The sequence below is a fragment of the Brevibacillus borstelensis genome (assembly GCF_037834415.1).
Lineage (GTDB): Bacteria > Bacillota > Bacilli > Brevibacillales > Brevibacillaceae > Brevibacillus > Brevibacillus borstelensis_A.
Genome location: NZ_JAUMSJ010000007.1, coordinates 58,651 through 75,548 on the forward strand (window position 1 = coordinate 58,651; position 16,898 = coordinate 75,548).

Below are 16,898 nucleotides of genomic sequence, written 5' to 3' on the forward strand. Positions count from 1 at the left end.
GGAATAAGAAAACGGGACAAACGGGAAAACCTCCAAACTCAAAAAATGGGTTTGGAGGTTTGTTTTTTTGCCTGACGGTTCACAGCGGCTGCGATGGTGCAGTTTCTGTCCGGCTGCGCGGTGCGCGCGCCCGCACTTTTCCTTGAAAAGATAAATAGGTGCAGATCCTCAGCAGCTTTTCGACCGGCCCGGAAGAAAAGAGCCGCAAATACCATTCGCTTGCAAAGAGCTGCAGCGCATAGAGGGCGAGGGCAAGACCGCACCCTGCAGCTACGCCGATTTTTCCAAACCACCCGAGGCCATAGCCGTAGAAGATTGTGGTACAGACCAGGGTTTGCATCAGGTAATTCGTCAAAGACAGTTTGCCGACCGCCTGAAACCGTTTCATCCAGGGAGAGCCCATCTGCTTGCTGTAGACCCAGGCGAACGAGAAGAGATAGCCGAGTGCGAGCAAATTAGCCCCAATCATCTCCCCAGTGGCAGCCCATCCTGGCCCGGGAAAGAGGTAGGGAAGCACTTTCAGACAGAACCCGGCAGGCAACAAGATCAAAGCGCTCCTGGCATACGTTCGCTGTTCTTCCTGCGGCTTTTGAAAGCAGTCCTTTTTCGCGGAGTACATGCCAAACAAAAACATAGGCGCGGTCAGGAAAGGCGCAAGAAACATGAGAATGAAAATAAACATGGGGTCTTCCTGCGATAACGGCGAGGCAGTGAGCCTGTGATGCTTGATTTCGGAATAGGTTCCTGTCCCGTAGACGACAATCGTCTCTTTAATATAGTTCTCTTGGTAGATGTCCTTCTCGCTTTTGTGCGGAGAAGGGGAGGCGGTCTCTTCCGGAACCAGCCCCATCAGACCCACCACGAGAAGCAAAGCCGTCCCCCAGATAAGCAATGTCTTTGGCTTCCGATTCATAAACATGAGCAGAAAGAAACCGACGAACCCGTAGAATGTTAATATATCAGACTCCGTTAAAAGTTCGGCATGGATCAGACCGATCACAATCAAAAAGAAAAATCTTCTGCACAAAGTCCAACCGGGTTTTCTGCCGGCTGCTTCGAGACTCTCTTTCATTTTGATCATCCCGTAACCAAACAGGAAGGTGAAAATCGGCATGAAGCTGTGTTCTACAACGATGCCAAGAAGCGTGCGGACAGAGGAATCGAACGCAGACAATGAATAGAATTGCATGTCATCCTTTCCCCATATGCCGTATTGAAAAATGAGCATATTCGCCAGTAAAATGCCTAGCAGGCACAGTCCCCGAGCAGCGTCGACGAGGCCTGCTCTCTTTCTTTGTTCCATTTTTATCACCTCGCAACAAGTGTAACGGCGGCGATTAAAGGATGAGTAAAGCGAGCCTTATCTTTTCCTTAACAATTCTCCTGTTGTTTAGCTAGAATTAAGCTTGTTTTGTTACAATCTTCGGTGGAGGGATTGTCGTGCAAAAGGCCAAGATACTCATCGTCGACGACGAAAAGTCGATTATTCAAGTGATCGAAATGGTTCTAAAAAAAGAAGGGTTTCGGCATATTTTTAAGGCTTGTACGGCCCGGGAGGCACTTGACCTGCTGAAGCGGCAGGAAATCGATATCATTTTGCTTGATGTGATGCTGCCGGATCAGTCGGGATTTGAGCTTTGCCCCAAAATCAGGGATATTTCACGAGCGCATATCATCTTTTTGACTGCGCGAACCTCGGATTTGGATGTTTTGACTGGCTTTGTAACGGGCGGAGACGACTATGTCACCAAGCCGTTTAATCCCCTGGAAATTGCAGCGAGGATCAAGGCCAGAGTGCGGCGGGACGCGATTCTCCCGCCATCCCGGGGAAAAGAGGAGGTGCGCAGGCGGTACGACTTCGGCCGCTTTGTGCTGGATGAGCTGGCGGGAGAGCTGTGGGTCGAGGACAGGCTGGTTTCCTGTCCTGCCCAGGTGTACCAATTGCTGCTTTTTTTATGCAAGAATCCAAATATTGTGTACTCCAAGTCGCAGCTGTACGAGGCTGTCTGGGGAATAGACGGAATCGGAGATGACAATACGGTCATGGTCCATATCCGCAAGATCAGAGAACGGATCGAGGCCGACCCGGGCAATCCGCAGCTGCTGCTCACGGTTCGCGGTCTCGGATACAAGCTGATCAAGGGGAGATCTACATGAGCGGGTTGCGCCGAAGACTGGCTGTTCATTTTGCGACACAGTTCTTTTTTCTGTGGCTGTTTGTCCTGGTGACGATGATCGCTCTGTTACTATTGCTGCTGCAATACCTTGTCAATCAGGACTTGAAAAAAACCTTTCCAAACGGAGCTTTGGAGAATATCATGACGGAAGCAAAGCTTGACCAGGGCCAGATCGTGATACCGTCATGGTGGCGAGATCAGCTCGCCGAGTCCGGCTATTTTTTGCAGATTATAAATGAAAAAGGCAAGGTTATCTATGCTTTTGGCAGCAGACCGGCGAAGACGTCTTACACGGTAACCGAATTGCTGGGGATGACGGAAACAGGGCGTCTCCAAACCTTTCGCGTAAAGACCTCGCTGGATCAGTCGAGGGCGCTGCTCCATGAACCGCTGCTCTATATTTTGGGGACGGACGACCGCAATTCGGAACGTCTGAAAACGTGGTTTGAGAGTTACGCGGAGAAAGGCAGGCTCCGGCCCAAGGCCATCCCGGAGGTTGAACGTCAGCTGGACATGAGCCGCGAGTATGTGCAGGTCATAGATGCACGGGGAAACATCATTCAGTCGATTGGGAACACCGACAGAAAAGAGCCGTACCAACCGCTTGAATTGATCGCAATCCGCTCTGAGCCGGGAAGCTATTCCACAGACGTCTATACGCACTATGATCAAGCATCCGGAAACATTTGGATTTTGCATGCCGAAAAGAAGGGAACAGGCTATTCCGATCAGCCGATTATGTCGGACGTAATCATGGTGCTTAGCATAGCGGGAGGGATACTGCTGGTCATGGCACTTGTTTTGGCCGCGTGGCATGGTGTCCGTTACAGTCAGCCGCTGCTGTTGTTCACGGACTGGTTTGAGCGAATGGGGCAAGGGCGGTACGATGAAGCGTTAACCGAAAAAGAACGGAAAAAGGTGTTTCGCAAGGACGGCTCCATCCGTATGCGCTACCGGTTGTACAAGGAAGTGATCGGCGGATTTTACGAGATGGCGAAGCGATTGGCCGCCACGGAGAAAGAGCGGAGCAGACTGGAAAAGACGCGCGAGGAATGGATGACAGGCATTTCGCACGATCTCAGGACGCCTCTGTCGACGATACAGGGATTTGGGCATCTTCTGGAAAGCGGGCAATATACGTGGACAGACGAAGAACTGCAGGGTATGGGGAAGATGATCCGGGAAAAAGGAGATTACATGCTCGCCCTGCTGCAGGACTTTTCGCTCGCATTCCAATTGAAAAACCAGGCGCTCAGCTTTCCGGTAAGCAAGTTGGAGATCAACGAGTTTGTGCGGAGAACCGTGCTCAGGTATGTGAATGATGTGACGCTTGCGCACGTCTCCTTTGCCTTCGAGAGCAGCCCGGATGATATCTTTATCAAATCCAGCGCCAAGTGGCTGCAACGCGTTCTGGACAATCTGATCTGGAACGGGATCAAGCACAATCCGCCAGGGGTCACCATCACCCTCAAGGCGTGGCGGGATGAGCGTGAAGCGTTTATCGCTGTAGAGGACAACGGCAAAGGGTTTGACGAGGAAACAAAGCGCAACTTGTTTGAAAGATACTACCGGGGAACGGCGACCGAAGACGGGACAGACGGTACCGGACTTGGCATGAACATCGCCAAAGCCATCGTGCTTGCCCATCAAGGGAAAATTAACGTTGAATCGCAGGTTGGACAAGGGACGCGTATTCTGTTGCGATTTCCGCTGGAAGATACTCTAATGCTGCCGGAAAAATAGAGGGAGGCCGAAAGTCCCCTGAGAAAGGGCTTTCGGCCTCTTTTACCGCCTATTCATCTCCTGTAGCAACAGGATTGTTCTCATACGATACCCAATCGCTCCAGCTGCCGGCATACAGCTTCGCATCCGGCCGTCCCGCTGCGTGCAGCGCCAGCAGGTTGGTGCATGCTGTCACGCCGGAGCCGCAGTACACGATGACCTCTTTGTTCTCCAACGCCTCAAACCGGCGTTTCAGCGCCTCCACGGGGAGCATGCTGCCGTCATCAGACAGGTTCTCTTTATAAAAATAATGCAGAGCTCCCGGAATATGGCCAGCTTTCGGATCGAGCGGTTCTACTTCGCCGCGGTACCGTTCTCCTGCTCGGGAGTCTAGGAGTGCCGTTTCCTCACTGCGGGTTTCGACCCCCTTGTAGTCGACCAGCATGCTTGTCTGAATCCGGGGAACAAATGTCCGAGGCTTCGGTACGGGTATCTCGCTGGAGACGGGATATCCGGCGTTTTTCCAGGCTGCAAATCCACCGTCCAGCACAGCGACCTTGTCATGCCCGGCATAGCGGAGGAGCCACCAAAGGCGTCCGGCCATAGACATTTCCTGGTCGTCGTAGGCGATCACCGTCACCTCCTGATCGATGCCGGAGCGAGAGAACAGGGAGGCGAGCTGTTCTTCGCCTGGGATAGGATGACGCCCGCCGTGCTGTTCTTTCGGCCCGGAGAGATCGCGGTTTAGATGAAAGTACAGGGCGCCAGAAATATGCTCCTCGCGGTATTGCTCTTCACCCAATTCAGGATTGTTGAGAGCAAAACGGCAATCTACTACCAGAATATTCGGATCGTTTACATGGTCGCGAAGCCATTGCGGAGTAACGAGTTCTTGCATATGTCTCCCTCTTTCTTTTTTCTTCATCATAGCAGATAGGTCTTTTCTCCGGTACAATGTTTGTTGCACATATAGGACAGCTTTTTAGGAGCCAACAGAGTCAGAGGCCAAAGGCGAAGCAAACCCTCGACACATAGGTGGAAAGGGAGATAATCCCACTAGGCGCTCTGGAATTTCATAAGCCTAGCCCATTTATTTTTAAATACGTTGAAAAAGGACACAGCCGTTTCGTAAGGGGCTGCGTCCTTTTTTGTTTGCTATCGCGAAAGGAGAATTGAATTCCAAATATAAAAATATTGATTTTTAAAGACAATAAAATAAAATGTTTATTATATAACAAACAAAAATGAAAAACGTTTGTTTAAAAAAGTGCAACTTGGAGGGAGAAGAATGCAAATACCAACTACTACAGAACATAAGCCTGTTATCGTATCGGCAAACTATGATCGGGTTGACGGCCGACTCGCCCGAAATACGGATGCAAAAGCCCTTTCGCTGGGATTGTCTCAATGGAACGAGAGAGGGAAGGCCGGTATTTCTGCCAAGGTATGGAGACACACGGGAGAAGAATGGTCAGAGCAATCGGAGGAGCTGCCGCTTCATTGCATTCTTGATCTGTCCATTCTGGTTTGCCGGTCCCTTGAGCATTTTCGCGAAGCATACAGATACGAGCATTTATACGATCCTCAAAAGCCCGTCATCGACCGGGTTGGCTTGCAAGGGGACGCTATGAACGTGGCTATTTGCACAGACAATGAGAGGATTCACGAAGATATCAAGCAGTTCAGTCTGGCGCTGAGCCAGGACGATGAAATGATCGGCGAACGTCTTCGGACGTTGTCAAAAATTTTAAAGGATATGGGATACTGACATGTTTGCGAATCAATATGTACGAACGATTATTCTCTCCCGCGTGCTGCTGCAGCTGGGTATATGGATCAGGAATTACGCCGTGCTTCTCTATGTCACCGAACTGACAAAAAATGATCCTGTTTATGTATCACTGATTTCGGTTGCGGAATTCGCTCCGATCTTTTTGTTCGGACTTATTGGAGGGACCTTTGCCGACCGGTGGCGTCCGAAGCGGACGATGGTTTGGAGCGATCTGCTTTCAGCCTTGTCCGTCGGGGCTGTGATGCTCGTCCTCATGAACGGTGGATGGATTCCGCTGCTCATCGGAACATTTATTTCCGCGAGCCTGTCACAATTTTCTCAGCCTTCGGCGATGAAGCTGTACAAGCGGCATGTGCCGGCTGAACAGCTGCAGGGCGTGATGGCCATGTCCCAAACGCTTGTCGCTGTCTTTATGGTTTTGGGACCGGTCATCGGCACGTTTATTTTCATCCAGTTTGGATTACAAGCCTCTCTGATTTTGACGGCCGTTCTGTTCCTGGGGTCTTCCCTTGTATTGGCGATGCTTCCGAGTGACACGGAGGAGCCGAAGTCTGGCGATACCGGCAGTTTTAAAAAGGAGTTGCAGGCCGGGCTTCGCTATATCGCGTCCAATCGATCCTTGCGAACACTCTGCCTGACTTTCTCGGCTGTCGGGTTGGCGTCAGGACTGACTCAGCCGCTTCAGATCTTCCTTGTCATCGAAAATCTGGGACAGGACAAACAATTCCTGCAGTGGTTGGTAATGACCAATGGGGCAGCCATGCTGGCAGGCGGAGCTGTCATCGTCGGGATAGCCAAAAAGGTGAAGCCACAGCTGCTGTTCATGGTAGGCTTGCTTGTCACTGCCGTATGTACGATCGGATTAGGTGCTTCTACTATAATTTGGATGACCATTGTTCTATTGGTGATCAGCGGGTTGTTTTTCCCTTGTATTCAAGGAGGAATTCAGACGCTTATTGTCCGCAACACGGAAGGGGCATTTATCGGCCGGGTATCTGGAACGGTCACGCCTGTTTTTATGGGAATGATGGTGATTGGCATGTTTGTATCCGGCTATCTGAAGGATGCGTTTTCCCTGTTTGCGGTATATGTGGCGAGCGGTGTCTTGATTATGATCGGCGCCTCTATGCTGCTCCCTCTCATTGCTCAGAAAAGGAGCTTGAATCAGAAAGGACCCGCATCATAACGATTGGAGGAAAAATGTGATGACTGCATATGGAGAATGTATTTTGACACCTGAAAGACAACTGACCGATGCAGAAAAAAAGCTGATTTGGAAAAAGCCATTGACTCATAAGGTCAGCGAAGAAGAACGTCGCATCACGAATGAAATCAAGCGCAACTGGAATCGCGGGGAAATGAAAATCGCCAACATATTGTTGGAAGGGGACGCCGGTTCTGGCAAAACACAACTGGCCAAAGCATTATCGGCTAATTTCGGGCTGCCGTATACGAAAGTGACCTGTTTTGCCGATATGGATAAATCGGATATTATTGGCGCTATTTTACCGGTGATTTCTACGGAACGTTTAGAAGAAATGGAGCCCTGGGAGCAAACGGCACTAAAGGCATTGTATGAAAGCGACGGATTTCAAAGCGTAACGGAAGTTTTGATGGACGCGCTGGGGATTACAGAGGAACAGGCAGCCTTAAAGATGAAGCACTTGATGAAGCTTGCAGCAGAAAAAAACGATGGCGAAACGGTTGAGTACCGATTTTACCCTTCGGAGATCGTCAGAGCCTATCAAAAAGGGTACCTGCTGGAAATCCAAGAACCAAACGTTATTCGTGATGCTGCGGTGCTAATGGCATTAAACTCTGCCTTGGAACTGGATGGCAGCATCAATCTTCCCACCGGGATCATACGCAGGCATCCGGACTTCATAGCAGTGATCACAACAAACCGCAGTTATGCGGGAACCAGGCCGTTAAACGAAGCGCTGCGCGACAGAGTTCAGCATGCGGAAAAGATGGACCTGCCGACCAAAGAGATCATGATCGAACGCGTAATGGCCAAAACCGGATTTCAAGATGAAAAGGTGTTGAGGATATTAGCGGAAATCATTATGATCTTGGACAAAACGGCTAGGGCCAATGCGATCAAGGGCGTAGCGGGAATGCGTTCCTTCTTCTACTGGGTAGATGCGATTGCCGGAGGAGCTTTGGCAAAAGAATCCCTTTATCATAAGGTCATCTACAAGATCACTACCGATCCGGAAGAGATACTCATTTTGGAAGAGGCTCTGCACAATCATGGTTTGCTTGCCAGTTTGGAAGAAGCTCGGATCGAACGTAAAAAAAAAAACGGAAATCTGACGATGCGACAGAGATCAGGACGTGGGGAGATATAGACGAGAGCGGTTTTGACAAAGACAGCCATGCCGAGGAAAAGGGAATCGCATTGAAAAAATCTGCCGATAGTGACAAGAGCTCTTTGCGTGTCACAGACGATTCCACCCATATGGAACGTGCAGGTTTGGGCGACGATGGCTCCCCCAAATATCACCAGACAAATCCTGAATCAATGTCAGAGGATGAGAAACAAAAGGAACGGGATTTCCGCAAAAAGTTGAATCAAGACATAAGAGAGGTTGTTTCCGATTCCATTCATAAAAAAGTAAAGCTCATTGTGCACCGCCCAGACTACGATCAGGAAGACCAGCAGGAATATGTCCGGCTAAGCAAGGGACTCATACCTATCGTGCAAGAGATGGCCAGAAAGACGCTTCCGTACTTGGAACATGAGGTTTCTGCCGACTTTGCGAGGAATCGTTACTATGGCAGCAAATTTCAAGCAGACACCGTCGCTTACAGGGATTACAGGTATTTTGCCAAGAAACGTCCTCCAACTGAATCTCCTTCCCTTGTAGTTGGTCTCAGGGTTGATGAATCCGCATCAATGTCAGCTTTTGGGAGATTGGAAGCGGCAAAACGAGCAGTAATTGCGGTATATGAATATTGTCAACTTTGCAATATTCCCATATTGATCTACGGCGATACTGCGGATGTTTCCAAGATGGAACAAATGTCGATTTTTGCCTATACCGATTTTGATAAAAGGGATTCCAATGACCGATTCAGGCTCATGAGGATTCGTGCCAGAAGCAATAATCGGGATGGAATGGCTCTCAGAATTATGGCCGAACGGTTAGCTGCCTCGCCGCAACAGACAAAGCTTTTGATTAGCATAAGCGATGGGCAACCCAAAGCAATGGATGAGTATACCGGTAGTTATGCTATTACAGATATGAAACAGACAATAGAGGAATATGAACGGAAAGGAGTTGCGTTTCTTGCAGCCGCGATTGGTCAAGACAAGGATGTGATCAGTGAAATCTATGGGAAGGAAAGATTTTTGGATATTACAAATTTACAAGAGTTTCCTGCAAAGTTAGTTCGGATTATCGCTCGGCATTTGTGATTTTCTTGAACATTTGTTAGCCACAATCAGGAGAGAATTACAAGGACAAGGATCAGGAGAGAAAATGCGGGAATACAGATTGACCCATTTTTAAAAGAAAGGACCCTGCAGCCATTGCAGGGTCCTGATTACATAAGCAAAGCAAATTGAACATTCTCCGCGGAAGAAAGCAGACAAGCAGGAACGGAGAACGGGTACAATCAAAAACTCCGTTTGGCCCGCTTAACTGCTGAAAAAGCCCCTTCGGCTCGAGTGCTTCCGGCGGTAGTAGGAATGACCGTACGACTTATGTCCGCGCCCAAAAAGACCGCGATGACGGCAGTCGCTGCTGCTGTAGCGCCGGTATCCGCGATGTCCGCCTTTGAATAGAAAGCCGGCTCCTTTTTTCAGGAGAGCGAAGACCACTGCCACTACGATGACTAACAGCAAAAGGCCGATCCCGAGAATCGCCAATAGTACGGACATACGCATCGTCTCCTTGGTAGAGAGGTATATCTACGATTACGGAAAATCGGCCAAACGGTTTCAAGTTTTCATTACGATTCCATGTGAAGGTATTTTTCGTACGGGGAGTAGTCGATCTGTTTTTTCTTGAGATGATCGATTAAGAATTTGTGGTCCCGCTTTGGCGTCGCAAGAATGTAGCCTTTTACGATCAGATCCAGATCGATCGTCGCCGCTTTTTCATCCAGGGCGAGCTTGCCGATTTTGGCGGCAATGCTGCGGCGGGCCACATCCCGAAACAGCTGGGGGACAGGTTCCACCAGTTCGTTCAGCAGAGCCAGTCCTTCTTCCGTCCACATGGAGCGGGTTTGATCGATATAGTAGTCCTGCCAGTCTAGATCCGATTTGCCGTCCTGCTTTGGCATCGACTTCAGGAACTTGCGGAACATAAAGAAACCGCCAATCCCCATCAGAGCGACCAGGACAATCGTCCAGCCGACGATAAATACGGAAAATCCTGTGGACATTTGAGCCATGTTTGTACACCTCGTTCCAATCAGTTACACTGGAAAAAGCCCTATCTAGAGAAGTGTATCGCATTTTTTCCTTTCCAACAAATCTTTTTGCATAAAAAGTCAAAGGAGCGGTTTGCTCTTCCCAAGCATGCATACTATTTAGTATGATTAGAATGAATCTCAAAAGGGGTTGACGCTCATGTTCAAGCTTGGACAACGTGTCGTCATCGTTGCTGACTCCTTTGAACAAGGCATGCCAATAGGGGAATATGGTTATCTCATCGGCAGAGACCGCAATCCTGACAGCGCCTTTTCCTGGATTGTCCGTATTCCCAAGATCGATAAGCAGTACGCCGTTGTTGAGGATGACATCGCTCTGGAGCAGACGCTTTTGGAACAGGAAGCCGAGCGTATCCAGAAAGAGGCCCTGCTTGACTTCGCATTGGCAACACGCAACGAAGCCCTGTTCCGTCAACTGATGGGCATTCAGGACGAAGCAGCGGATAATGGCGAACCAGTGAAAGAATCGATGGAAGATTTCATCCGGAAAGTGAATATAAAAGCCTGGATTTAGGAACGGGAGACGAGCAAAGCGGGCGGTTTTCTATAACGGGAAATCGTTCGTTCTCTTTTGAGGAGATGCTCCTGCAGCTCCCTTTTGACCATAAGAAAGAGAGGCTGTTTCATGTCAGAATTTGTGACCTTTACCAATGAGTTTGGCCAGAGTGTGCAAATGTCGCGAGAGGACTATCAAAAGAAAGTGATTCCGCAGAATTTGGACAAGTACTGGGAAGACAAGGAGAAGCTCCGCGACTTTGCGATGGAGCTGGTCCGCGACAAGTTTCCCGAGCAGGCCGCCATCGCCGCTGACCGGCTGCTGGAATTGTACGGCCCGATTGAGTCTGCGCTCATCTTCCGCGCAGTGGTGCACATGCAGGCGGCGGAATACGACCGGGCCAAGAAAATGCTGCTCGACTGTCTTGAACGTTTCCCGTCTTCAGGCACGGCTTGTACCAACCTGGCCAAACTCTACGCCCTTGAAGGGGAGGAGGCAAAGGCATTCGAGACGCTGGAAGCGGGGCTGTTCAAAGACCCGAACCAGGAAAACGGCTTGAATATGTACGTGGAAAGCTTTCTGCAATTCAACAAGCGGGAAGAGCTGCGCAAGCGTCTGGAAGCCTTTATGGCAAAGGAGGGGGCTTGGCGTCCGCATCTTCACATGGCGCGCTTGGCGCTGACAGAGGAAAATCTTTTGAAGGCGATGCAGTGGTACAAGGACGCGATCCAGCGCTCGCCCGAGAAGGAAGAAGTGATCATGACGGTAACGGGGGAGCTGGGACAAGCCGGGTACGTGTACCAGCTGATTCAGATTTGCGAGGAGTATTGGTCACCCGAAGCGATTACGTATCCATTTGCAGGCTTCAACTACGCGAATGCACTGATATCCACAGACCAAAAAGAAAAAGCGATCGCCGTCTTGCGCGAAATGCAGCAGCACATCTCTGAGCAGTATAAACCGATGATCGACCACTTCATCGCAAGGATACCTGGAGCCGAAGAGGTGGAAGCGGCGGTGAAACAGAGCAGTCAGAGCGAACAGCCTGAAGAAACGGAAAAAAAGAGCAAGTGGAAGTTCTGGCGATAAAGATGCAGACGATGCGCCCGTGCCTGTGCCGGGCGCTGCATTTTTTTGCGCCCACCCGCTTGCATACAAAAAACGGCGCTGCCCGCAATTCCGCAAGCAACGCCGCTTTGCTGCATCTATTTGAACTGGCTGGTGAGTCTCCTCTCGAGAAGCGCGACACCTTGATACATCAGTGTTGCGACGACCGCGATGATCGCGAGTGCCACCATGACCAGAGTAAAATTGAAAACCTGGAAGCCGTAAATAATCAAATACCCGAGCCCTGCTTTGGAGACGAGGAACTCGCCGACGATTACGCCCACCCAGGAGAGCCCGACATTCACCTTCAAGGTTGAGAGAATGGTAGGGATCGTCGACGGAAGAATGACCATGCGGAAAATTTGCCGCTTGTTTCCTCCGAGCGTTTGGACGACCTTGATGAAGTTCTGGTTGACTTCCTTAAAGCTGGTGTAAATGACGATGGTCGTGATGATCACCGAGATGGCACAGCCCATCGCGATGATAGACAACAGGCCGGGACCGAGGAAGACGATGAACACGGGGCCAAGCGCCACTTTGGGCATGCTGTTCAATACGACGAGATAAGGATCGAGCACCCGGGAGAGAAAGGGCGACCACCAGATAAGCGTTGCAAGCAGCGTTCCCAGCAGCGTCCCCAAGAGAAAGCCGACGACGGTCTCCCAGACGGTCATTCCGATATGGGGGAGGAGCCTTCCGTCCAGCAGCTGTGTCCAAAACAGCTCCCACATCTTGGAGGGATAGCTGAAAATGAGCACGTTGATGGCATTGATGCGGGCCAGCCACTCCCAGACGCCGATGAAGACCACAAAGATAGAAAGCTGGGTCAGCAAAACGAGATTGCGCTCTTTCGCTTTCTGCTTGATGTGTTCCCGGTGGATCGTTTCAATTTCCTTTTGGTGCATCGGAGACCACCTCCATCTCTTTCCAGACTTGATGGAACAGGTCCTGAAATCCTTCCAGATTGCGAGCATCGAACGGAAGCGCGCTGCGGATTTCGGCAGGGACAGTCACTTCGCTGCTGATACGCCCGGGGTTGCGGGCAAGGATGTAAATGCGGTCTCCCATGGCGATTGACTCCGACAGATCGTGCGTCACGAGAATGGCGGTCTTTTTGTGACGGCGCAAGGCTGAAAAGATCAGATCCTCCAATTTCAGCTTGGTTTGGTAGTCGAGCGCGGAGAACGGTTCGTCGAGCAGCAGAATATCGGGCTGGCAGGCAAGCGTTCGCACGAGCGCCACGCGTTGACGCATTCCGCCGGAGAGCTGTGCAGGGTAAGCATGGCGAACATCGGCCAGCTCCATTTCGGCAAGCAGATGAAGAGCGAAATCTTCCGTTTCTTTATTGCGGATCCCCTGGATGTCCAGGCCGAGAAACACGTTTTCTTCGATCGTCCGCCAGTTGAACAGGTAATCCTGCTGCAGCATGTATCCTACCTGGCGACAGGTCCCCTCTACGCTGGCGCCTTCGATCAGCACCTTGCCGGCAGTAGGCCTCTCCAGACCGGCTATCAGAGAAAGCAGCGTCGTTTTTCCGCATCCACTGGGGCCGACCAGACAGATGAACTCGCCTTCCTCCACGCGCAGGTTGATGTCTCTGACCGCCATGAACGCTCTGGAAGTCGAAACGTAGAGATGCGTGACGTGGCGCAGCTCAATTTTGGCCGGCGTAGAAAAAAGCTGGTTCATATTTTTTACTTCCCTTCTTTAGCGGTTTTGGCAAAGGTGGTATTGACGAGCTGGGCGTAGTCCATACGCTGCTTCAATTCACCTGCTGAATCCATAATGTCCTGAAGCTGCTTCCATTCGTTTTCATCCAGGATCGGGTCTGTCGCAAAGGAGCCTTGCTCCAGATATCGCTTGATGGAGCTCTCCAAAATTTCCGGCTTGATGTCCTGGAAGTAAGGAGCGATCAGATCCGCCGTCTCTTTCGCCGAGTGGGAGGCTACCCATTGTTGCCCTTTATAGATTGCATTGGTAAACTTTTGAATAGCGGTTTGATGCTTGTCGAGATAGCTTTGCTTTGTCATAAAGACCGTGTACGGTACAGTGCCGCTCTCCTTGCCGAACGAGGCTACGACATGACCGATCCCGTTTAGCTCAAATTGCGAGGCTTCGGGCTCGAACAACTGTACGAATTCGCCCGTTCCGGAGGCAAAGGCAGAAGCGACATTTTTAAATTCTATGTTTTGGATAAGCTCCAGATCCGCATGCGGATCGACCTTGTTTTTTTTCAGTACATACTCGCCGACCATTTGAGGCATTCCTCCCTTGCGCTGACCGAGGAAGACGGTGCCCTTCAACTGATCAAAAGAGAAGTTGGCGATTTTCTTGCGGGATACCAAGAATGTGCCGTCGGTCTGCGTCAACTGGGCAAAATTGATTACCGGGTCCTGGGCTCCCTGCTGGGCGACGTAAATACTGGTTTCCGAGCCGACCAAAGCGACGTCGATTCCGTCGGAGAGCAGCGCTGTCATCGTTTTGTCTCCGCCCCACGTCGTGCTCAGCTCTACTTCCAGGCCTTCTTCTTTAAAGAAGCCCTTTTCCAAAGCAACGTACTGCGGCGCGTAAAACAGGGAACGAGTCACTTCGCCGATCCTGATTTTTTCTGTGCCTCCGGAGCAGCCGCTCATGATAGCGGTCAATGCCAGAGAGGCGGCCAGACCCAAAGAGAGTAAACGCTTCATCCTCACCCCTCCTGTCAGGTGGTCACCTGAACGATTGCAGTTTTGCGATGTTCGGCAGGACGTAAACACACGCAAAGCAGCAATGTACTGCTGCATCGCTGCCTTGCCCATCCCGAACCTCGCTGCAAAGCTCCGCCAAAAAACCGGGCGAAGCCAAGTTTTTACCAAGGTATGCGGCCTTGGAAAAAAGGGTGAATGCCTAATCGGCTGACAGGCACCGAAAGAAAAGAAGTAAAAGGAGAACGTGAACAGACATGCAAGTGACGTTTTTAGGAACCGGTTCCGGCGCCCCTTCCACCAGAAGAAATGTAAGCGGGATCGCCCTTGGCTTTGACCAGCGCGCAAAATGGTGGCTGTTTGACTGCGGGGAAGGAACACAGCATCAAATCCTCCGCTCGCAGCTAAAAATCAGCCAGCTCGAAAAAATCTTTATCACCCATCTGCACGGGGACCATCTGTACGGATTGATCGGGCTGCTTGCCAGCCGCTCTCTGCGCAACGACAATGCTGGGCCAGTAGAGCTGTACGGTCCTTCCGGGATCGAGCGGTATGTAAAGGCAGTGATGGATGTAAGTCCGGTGCACCTGCATTATCAGCTGCACATCAAGATCATCGAAGAGGGAACGGTTTTTGAGGACGAAGACTTTACGGTTGCCTGCCGGAAGGTGCAACACCGGGTGCCGGCCTACGCCTATGCCGTGCGCGAAAGGGAAAAGCCAGGTCCATTTTTGGTCGAGCGGGCGAAAGCTGCGGGTATCCAGGCAGGGCCGCTGTACGCCGCTCTGAAACGGGGAGAGCAGGTTTCGCTGCCGGATGGGCGCATCGTCGAGGGCAAAGACTTCGTCGGTCCCGCTCAAAGGGGCCGAGTCGTTGTGATAAGTGGCGATACGGAACCTTGCGAAGCCGTGAAGGAGCTGGCCCAAAATGCGGACCTATTGATCCACGAGTCAACCTATGCGTTTGCAGACAAGGAACTGGCGATAAGGAGCGGGCATTCGACTGCGCGTGAGGCGGCACAACTCGCCAAGGAGGCCCAGGTCAAGAGCTTGTGTCTGACCCATTTCAGTCCGCGCTATGAAAATGAGGACGGCGATTTGACGATGAGCGATCTGCTCGAAGAAGCCCGGGAGGTCTTTCCCGAGACAGCGCTTGCCAGCGATTTTGCCTCATTCTCCGTAAAACGGGGGAGAAACACAGTGGGAGAAACAGAAAAACCCTGCTATAATGAATGATCATCACTAGAAAGAAGGGAAACCATGAAACGGGTAACCTTTGCTTCTATGCAGGAGCTGAAGGAATACTGTTTGCAGCAGGAGCTGTCGCTGGTAGTCGAGTACCGGGATGACCAGAACAAGCAGCGCCAGGTGATCTTGTCAGGCGAGAGACTGGAAGAGACGGGTACGTATTTGGAACGTCCGAAAGCTGAAGCCTATTTCAAAAAGGACGGCGTCTTTCACGAAGTCATCGCCGGATGGCAGGCCGGCGGATAGCGAACAACGGTTCATCTGACCCGCAAAAAAAGCAGCGGATTTCGGGAGAGGATAGGTGAACTGAGGTGTCCGGTATACGGATGGGCGGCCCCATTGTGGTTCGTTATGCCATGTTTGTGCTGGGATTGTTTATTGGTGCCTTTGGATGCGTGCTTATGATCAAGGCCAATCTGGGAGTTTCTCCTTGGGATGTATTCCACATCGGTTTGCAAAAAACGTTTGGATTGACGATCGGACTCTGGTCGCAAATCGTCGGTGTCATCGTCATTTTCCTGTCATTTGCTCTGGCGAAAATCAAACCGACGTTTGGGATGTTTTTAAATATGGTTTGCTTCGGATTGTTTTTGGATATGTTTCTTTGGATGGATATCATCCCTGAGGTCGAAGGGATCGTGCAACGGGTCTTGATGCTGCTAGGCGGCTTGCTGGTTTCAGCTGTGGGGATCGGGATGTACCTTTCGCCGCGGTTGGGAGCGGGACCTCGTGACAGCTTCATGCTAGCGATGAACGAACGTATGGGATGGAGCATCCAAAGGGTGCGGCTGATTATCGAAGTAAGCGTCCTTTTAGCGGGAGCCGCCCTGGGCGGGCCCGTATCGGTAGGCACAGTCCTAGTAGCCGTACTGACAGGACCGCTGATCCAAAGGACCATTCCGTTCTGGCAGCAGGTGATGCAAAAACCTTACGGAATGACAGAGCCGCTGCGCCACCGCAAGGCGAGCTGAAAGCTTGGAAGAGCAAGCGGTCCGGCAAAAAGCGCGATGAACGTGATTGGGCAAAAGTCCAATCACGTTTTTTGCTATGTACATACCATATGAGTAGTTTGTCGGAAAAGGAGAGTGAACACATTGAGTTTGTTCAACGGCAAATTTGACGATTTCTCTTTGATTCTCGTCCTCTTCGTATTGCTTACCATTGTCGGATGTTCATGCGACGACTAGTAGGTACTGAAGTAAGCGATTCGAATCGGGGACAAAAAGGAGAGCA

Annotated in this window: 19 protein-coding genes; 12 read left to right on the top strand and 7 right to left on the bottom strand. The window is 50.9% G+C overall.

All coding sequences use genetic code 11. From position 1 onward, the window contains the following. Positions 1-79 precede the first annotated feature (79 nt). Entirely contained in the window at positions 80-1,303 is a 1,224-nt protein-coding gene (locus Q3F21_RS08765) for a DUF418 domain-containing protein (RefSeq protein WP_340251437.1), read from the bottom strand. Positions 1,304-1,440: 137 nt separating this feature from the next. Here Q3F21_RS08765 and Q3F21_RS08770 point away from each other — a divergent pair, with 137 nt between their 5' ends. Together Q3F21_RS08770 and Q3F21_RS08775 are read left to right on the top strand one after the other, a co-directional pair. Continuing rightward, positions 1,441-2,157, top strand: coding sequence for a response regulator transcription factor (locus Q3F21_RS08770; RefSeq protein WP_340251439.1), 717 nt, complete (start codon positions 1,441-1,443; stop codon positions 2,155-2,157). Continuing rightward, positions 2,154-3,920, top strand: a complete 1,767-nt coding sequence (locus tag Q3F21_RS08775; RefSeq protein WP_340251441.1) for a sensor histidine kinase — start codon at positions 2,154-2,156, stop codon at positions 3,918-3,920. The genes Q3F21_RS08770 and Q3F21_RS08775 overlap by 4 nt, the downstream gene beginning before the upstream one ends. 49 nt (positions 3,921-3,969) lie before the next feature. On the opposite strand, the gene Q3F21_RS08780 is transcribed toward Q3F21_RS08775, so the two are convergent. Continuing rightward, positions 3,970-4,797 (bottom strand): sulfurtransferase, encoded by an 828-nt coding sequence (locus Q3F21_RS08780; RefSeq protein ID WP_340251443.1) that lies wholly within the window; start codon positions 4,795-4,797, stop codon positions 3,970-3,972. A 390-nt stretch (positions 4,798-5,187) separates the two neighbouring features. Here Q3F21_RS08780 and Q3F21_RS08785 point away from each other — a divergent pair, with 390 nt between their 5' ends. Genes Q3F21_RS08785 through Q3F21_RS08800 form a run of 4 tightly spaced genes read left to right on the top strand, consistent with a single transcriptional unit; the run spans position 5,188 to position 9,112 of the window. Continuing rightward, positions 5,188-5,667 carry a DUF6530 family protein gene (locus Q3F21_RS08785; protein ID WP_340251445.1) on the top strand — a complete coding sequence of 160 codons (480 nt, stop codon included), beginning with the start codon at positions 5,188-5,190 and terminating at the stop codon, positions 5,665-5,667. A 1-nt stretch (position 5,668) separates the two neighbouring features. After that, entirely contained in the window at positions 5,669-6,877 is a 1,209-nt protein-coding gene (locus Q3F21_RS08790) for an MFS transporter (protein WP_340251446.1), read from the top strand. A 19-nt stretch (positions 6,878-6,896) separates the two neighbouring features. Further along, complete coding sequence (locus tag Q3F21_RS08795) at positions 6,897-8,042, top strand: AAA family ATPase (protein WP_340251448.1); 1,146 nt, start codon at positions 6,897-6,899, stop codon at positions 8,040-8,042. A 50-nt stretch (positions 8,043-8,092) separates the two neighbouring features. Continuing rightward, the gene (locus Q3F21_RS08800) at positions 8,093-9,112 is read left to right on the top strand and encodes a nitric oxide reductase activation protein NorD (protein WP_340251449.1); all 1,020 of its coding nucleotides are present in this window, start codon (positions 8,093-8,095) and stop codon (positions 9,110-9,112) included. Positions 9,113-9,334: 222 nt separating this feature from the next. Here the strand turns inward: Q3F21_RS08800 and Q3F21_RS08805 are convergent, their stop codons facing one another. Further along, complete coding sequence (locus Q3F21_RS08805) at positions 9,335-9,577, bottom strand: hypothetical protein (RefSeq protein ID WP_340251662.1); 243 nt, start codon at positions 9,575-9,577, stop codon at positions 9,335-9,337. Positions 9,578-9,648: 71 nt separating this feature from the next. Beyond that, a complete protein-coding gene (locus Q3F21_RS08810; RefSeq protein ID WP_340251452.1) occupies positions 9,649-10,092 on the bottom strand; it encodes a DUF2621 domain-containing protein in 444 nt (147 codons plus the stop codon). Positions 10,093-10,270: 178 nt separating this feature from the next. Here Q3F21_RS08810 and Q3F21_RS08815 point away from each other — a divergent pair, with 178 nt between their 5' ends. Both Q3F21_RS08815 and Q3F21_RS08820 read left to right on the top strand, forming a co-directional pair. Next, positions 10,271-10,645, top strand: a complete 375-nt coding sequence (locus Q3F21_RS08815) for an ATPase (protein ID WP_340251453.1) — start codon at positions 10,271-10,273, stop codon at positions 10,643-10,645. A 111-nt stretch (positions 10,646-10,756) separates the two neighbouring features. After that, positions 10,757-11,716 carry a hypothetical protein gene (locus Q3F21_RS08820; protein ID WP_340251455.1) on the top strand — a complete coding sequence of 320 codons (960 nt, stop codon included), beginning with the start codon at positions 10,757-10,759 and terminating at the stop codon, positions 11,714-11,716. A 116-nt stretch (positions 11,717-11,832) separates the two neighbouring features. Here the strand turns inward: Q3F21_RS08820 and Q3F21_RS08825 are convergent, their stop codons facing one another. The 3 genes from Q3F21_RS08825 to Q3F21_RS08835 are packed head-to-tail and all read right to left on the bottom strand — an operon-like array spanning position 11,833 to position 14,421. Then, entirely contained in the window at positions 11,833-12,639 is an 807-nt protein-coding gene (locus Q3F21_RS08825; protein ID WP_340251456.1) for an ABC transporter permease, read from the bottom strand. Beyond that, entirely contained in the window at positions 12,620-13,423 is an 804-nt protein-coding gene (locus Q3F21_RS08830) for an ABC transporter ATP-binding protein (RefSeq protein ID WP_340251458.1), read from the bottom strand. Before Q3F21_RS08830 ends, Q3F21_RS08825 begins: the two co-directional genes overlap by 20 nt. A gap of 5 nt (positions 13,424-13,428) precedes the next feature. Further along, a complete protein-coding gene (locus Q3F21_RS08835; RefSeq protein WP_340251459.1) occupies positions 13,429-14,421 on the bottom strand; it encodes an ABC transporter substrate-binding protein in 993 nt (330 codons plus the stop codon). A gap of 254 nt (positions 14,422-14,675) precedes the next feature. On the opposite strand from Q3F21_RS08835, the gene rnz reads away from it, so the two are divergent. From rnz to Q3F21_RS08855, 4 genes are all read left to right on the top strand, one after another. Continuing rightward, positions 14,676-15,653, top strand: coding sequence for a ribonuclease Z (rnz, locus tag Q3F21_RS08840; RefSeq protein WP_340251461.1), 978 nt, complete (start codon positions 14,676-14,678; stop codon positions 15,651-15,653). Between the two features lie 24 nt (positions 15,654-15,677). Beyond that, positions 15,678-15,911 carry a hypothetical protein gene (locus tag Q3F21_RS08845; protein ID WP_340251462.1) on the top strand — a complete coding sequence of 78 codons (234 nt, stop codon included), beginning with the start codon at positions 15,678-15,680 and terminating at the stop codon, positions 15,909-15,911. 80 nt (positions 15,912-15,991) lie between these two features. Then, entirely contained in the window at positions 15,992-16,636 is a 645-nt protein-coding gene (locus tag Q3F21_RS08850) for a YczE/YyaS/YitT family protein (RefSeq protein WP_340251655.1), read from the top strand. 114 nt (positions 16,637-16,750) lie between these two features. Continuing rightward, entirely contained in the window at positions 16,751-16,852 is a 102-nt protein-coding gene (locus Q3F21_RS08855) for a YjcZ family sporulation protein (protein ID WP_340251464.1), read from the top strand. Positions 16,853-16,898: the final 46 nt, after the last annotated feature.

Bases quoted from the DNA above. Each gene is read 5' to 3' on its own strand.
- Q3F21_RS08765 (WP_340251437.1), bottom strand. From the start codon at position 1,303: ATGGAACAAAGAAAGAGAGCAGGCCTCGTCGACGCTGCTCGGGGACTG.
- Q3F21_RS08775 (WP_340251441.1), top strand. From the start codon at position 2,154: ATGAGCGGGTTGCGCCGAAGACTGGCTGTTCATTTTGCGACACAGTTC.
- Q3F21_RS08780 (WP_340251443.1), bottom strand. From the start codon at position 4,797: ATGCAAGAACTCGTTACTCCGCAATGGCTTCGCGACCATGTAAACGAT.
- Q3F21_RS08785 (WP_340251445.1), top strand. From the start codon at position 5,188: ATGCAAATACCAACTACTACAGAACATAAGCCTGTTATCGTATCGGCA.
- Q3F21_RS08790 (WP_340251446.1), top strand. From the start codon at position 5,669: ATGTTTGCGAATCAATATGTACGAACGATTATTCTCTCCCGCGTGCTG.
- Q3F21_RS08795 (WP_340251448.1), top strand. From the start codon at position 6,897: ATGACTGCATATGGAGAATGTATTTTGACACCTGAAAGACAACTGACC.
- Q3F21_RS08805 (WP_340251662.1), bottom strand. From the start codon at position 9,577: ATGTCCGTACTATTGGCGATTCTCGGGATCGGCCTTTTGCTGTTAGTC.
- Q3F21_RS08810 (WP_340251452.1), bottom strand. From the start codon at position 10,092: ATGGCTCAAATGTCCACAGGATTTTCCGTATTTATCGTCGGCTGGACG.
- Q3F21_RS08815 (WP_340251453.1), top strand. From the start codon at position 10,271: ATGTTCAAGCTTGGACAACGTGTCGTCATCGTTGCTGACTCCTTTGAA.
- Q3F21_RS08820 (WP_340251455.1), top strand. From the start codon at position 10,757: ATGTCAGAATTTGTGACCTTTACCAATGAGTTTGGCCAGAGTGTGCAA.
- Q3F21_RS08825 (WP_340251456.1), bottom strand. From the start codon at position 12,639: ATGCACCAAAAGGAAATTGAAACGATCCACCGGGAACACATCAAGCAG.
- Q3F21_RS08830 (WP_340251458.1), bottom strand. From the start codon at position 13,423: ATGAACCAGCTTTTTTCTACGCCGGCCAAAATTGAGCTGCGCCACGTC.
- Q3F21_RS08835 (WP_340251459.1), bottom strand. From the start codon at position 14,421: ATGAAGCGTTTACTCTCTTTGGGTCTGGCCGCCTCTCTGGCATTGACC.
- rnz (WP_340251461.1), top strand. From the start codon at position 14,676: ATGCAAGTGACGTTTTTAGGAACCGGTTCCGGCGCCCCTTCCACCAGA.
- Q3F21_RS08845 (WP_340251462.1), top strand. From the start codon at position 15,678: ATGAAACGGGTAACCTTTGCTTCTATGCAGGAGCTGAAGGAATACTGT.
- Q3F21_RS08850 (WP_340251655.1), top strand. From the start codon at position 15,992: ATGGGCGGCCCCATTGTGGTTCGTTATGCCATGTTTGTGCTGGGATTG.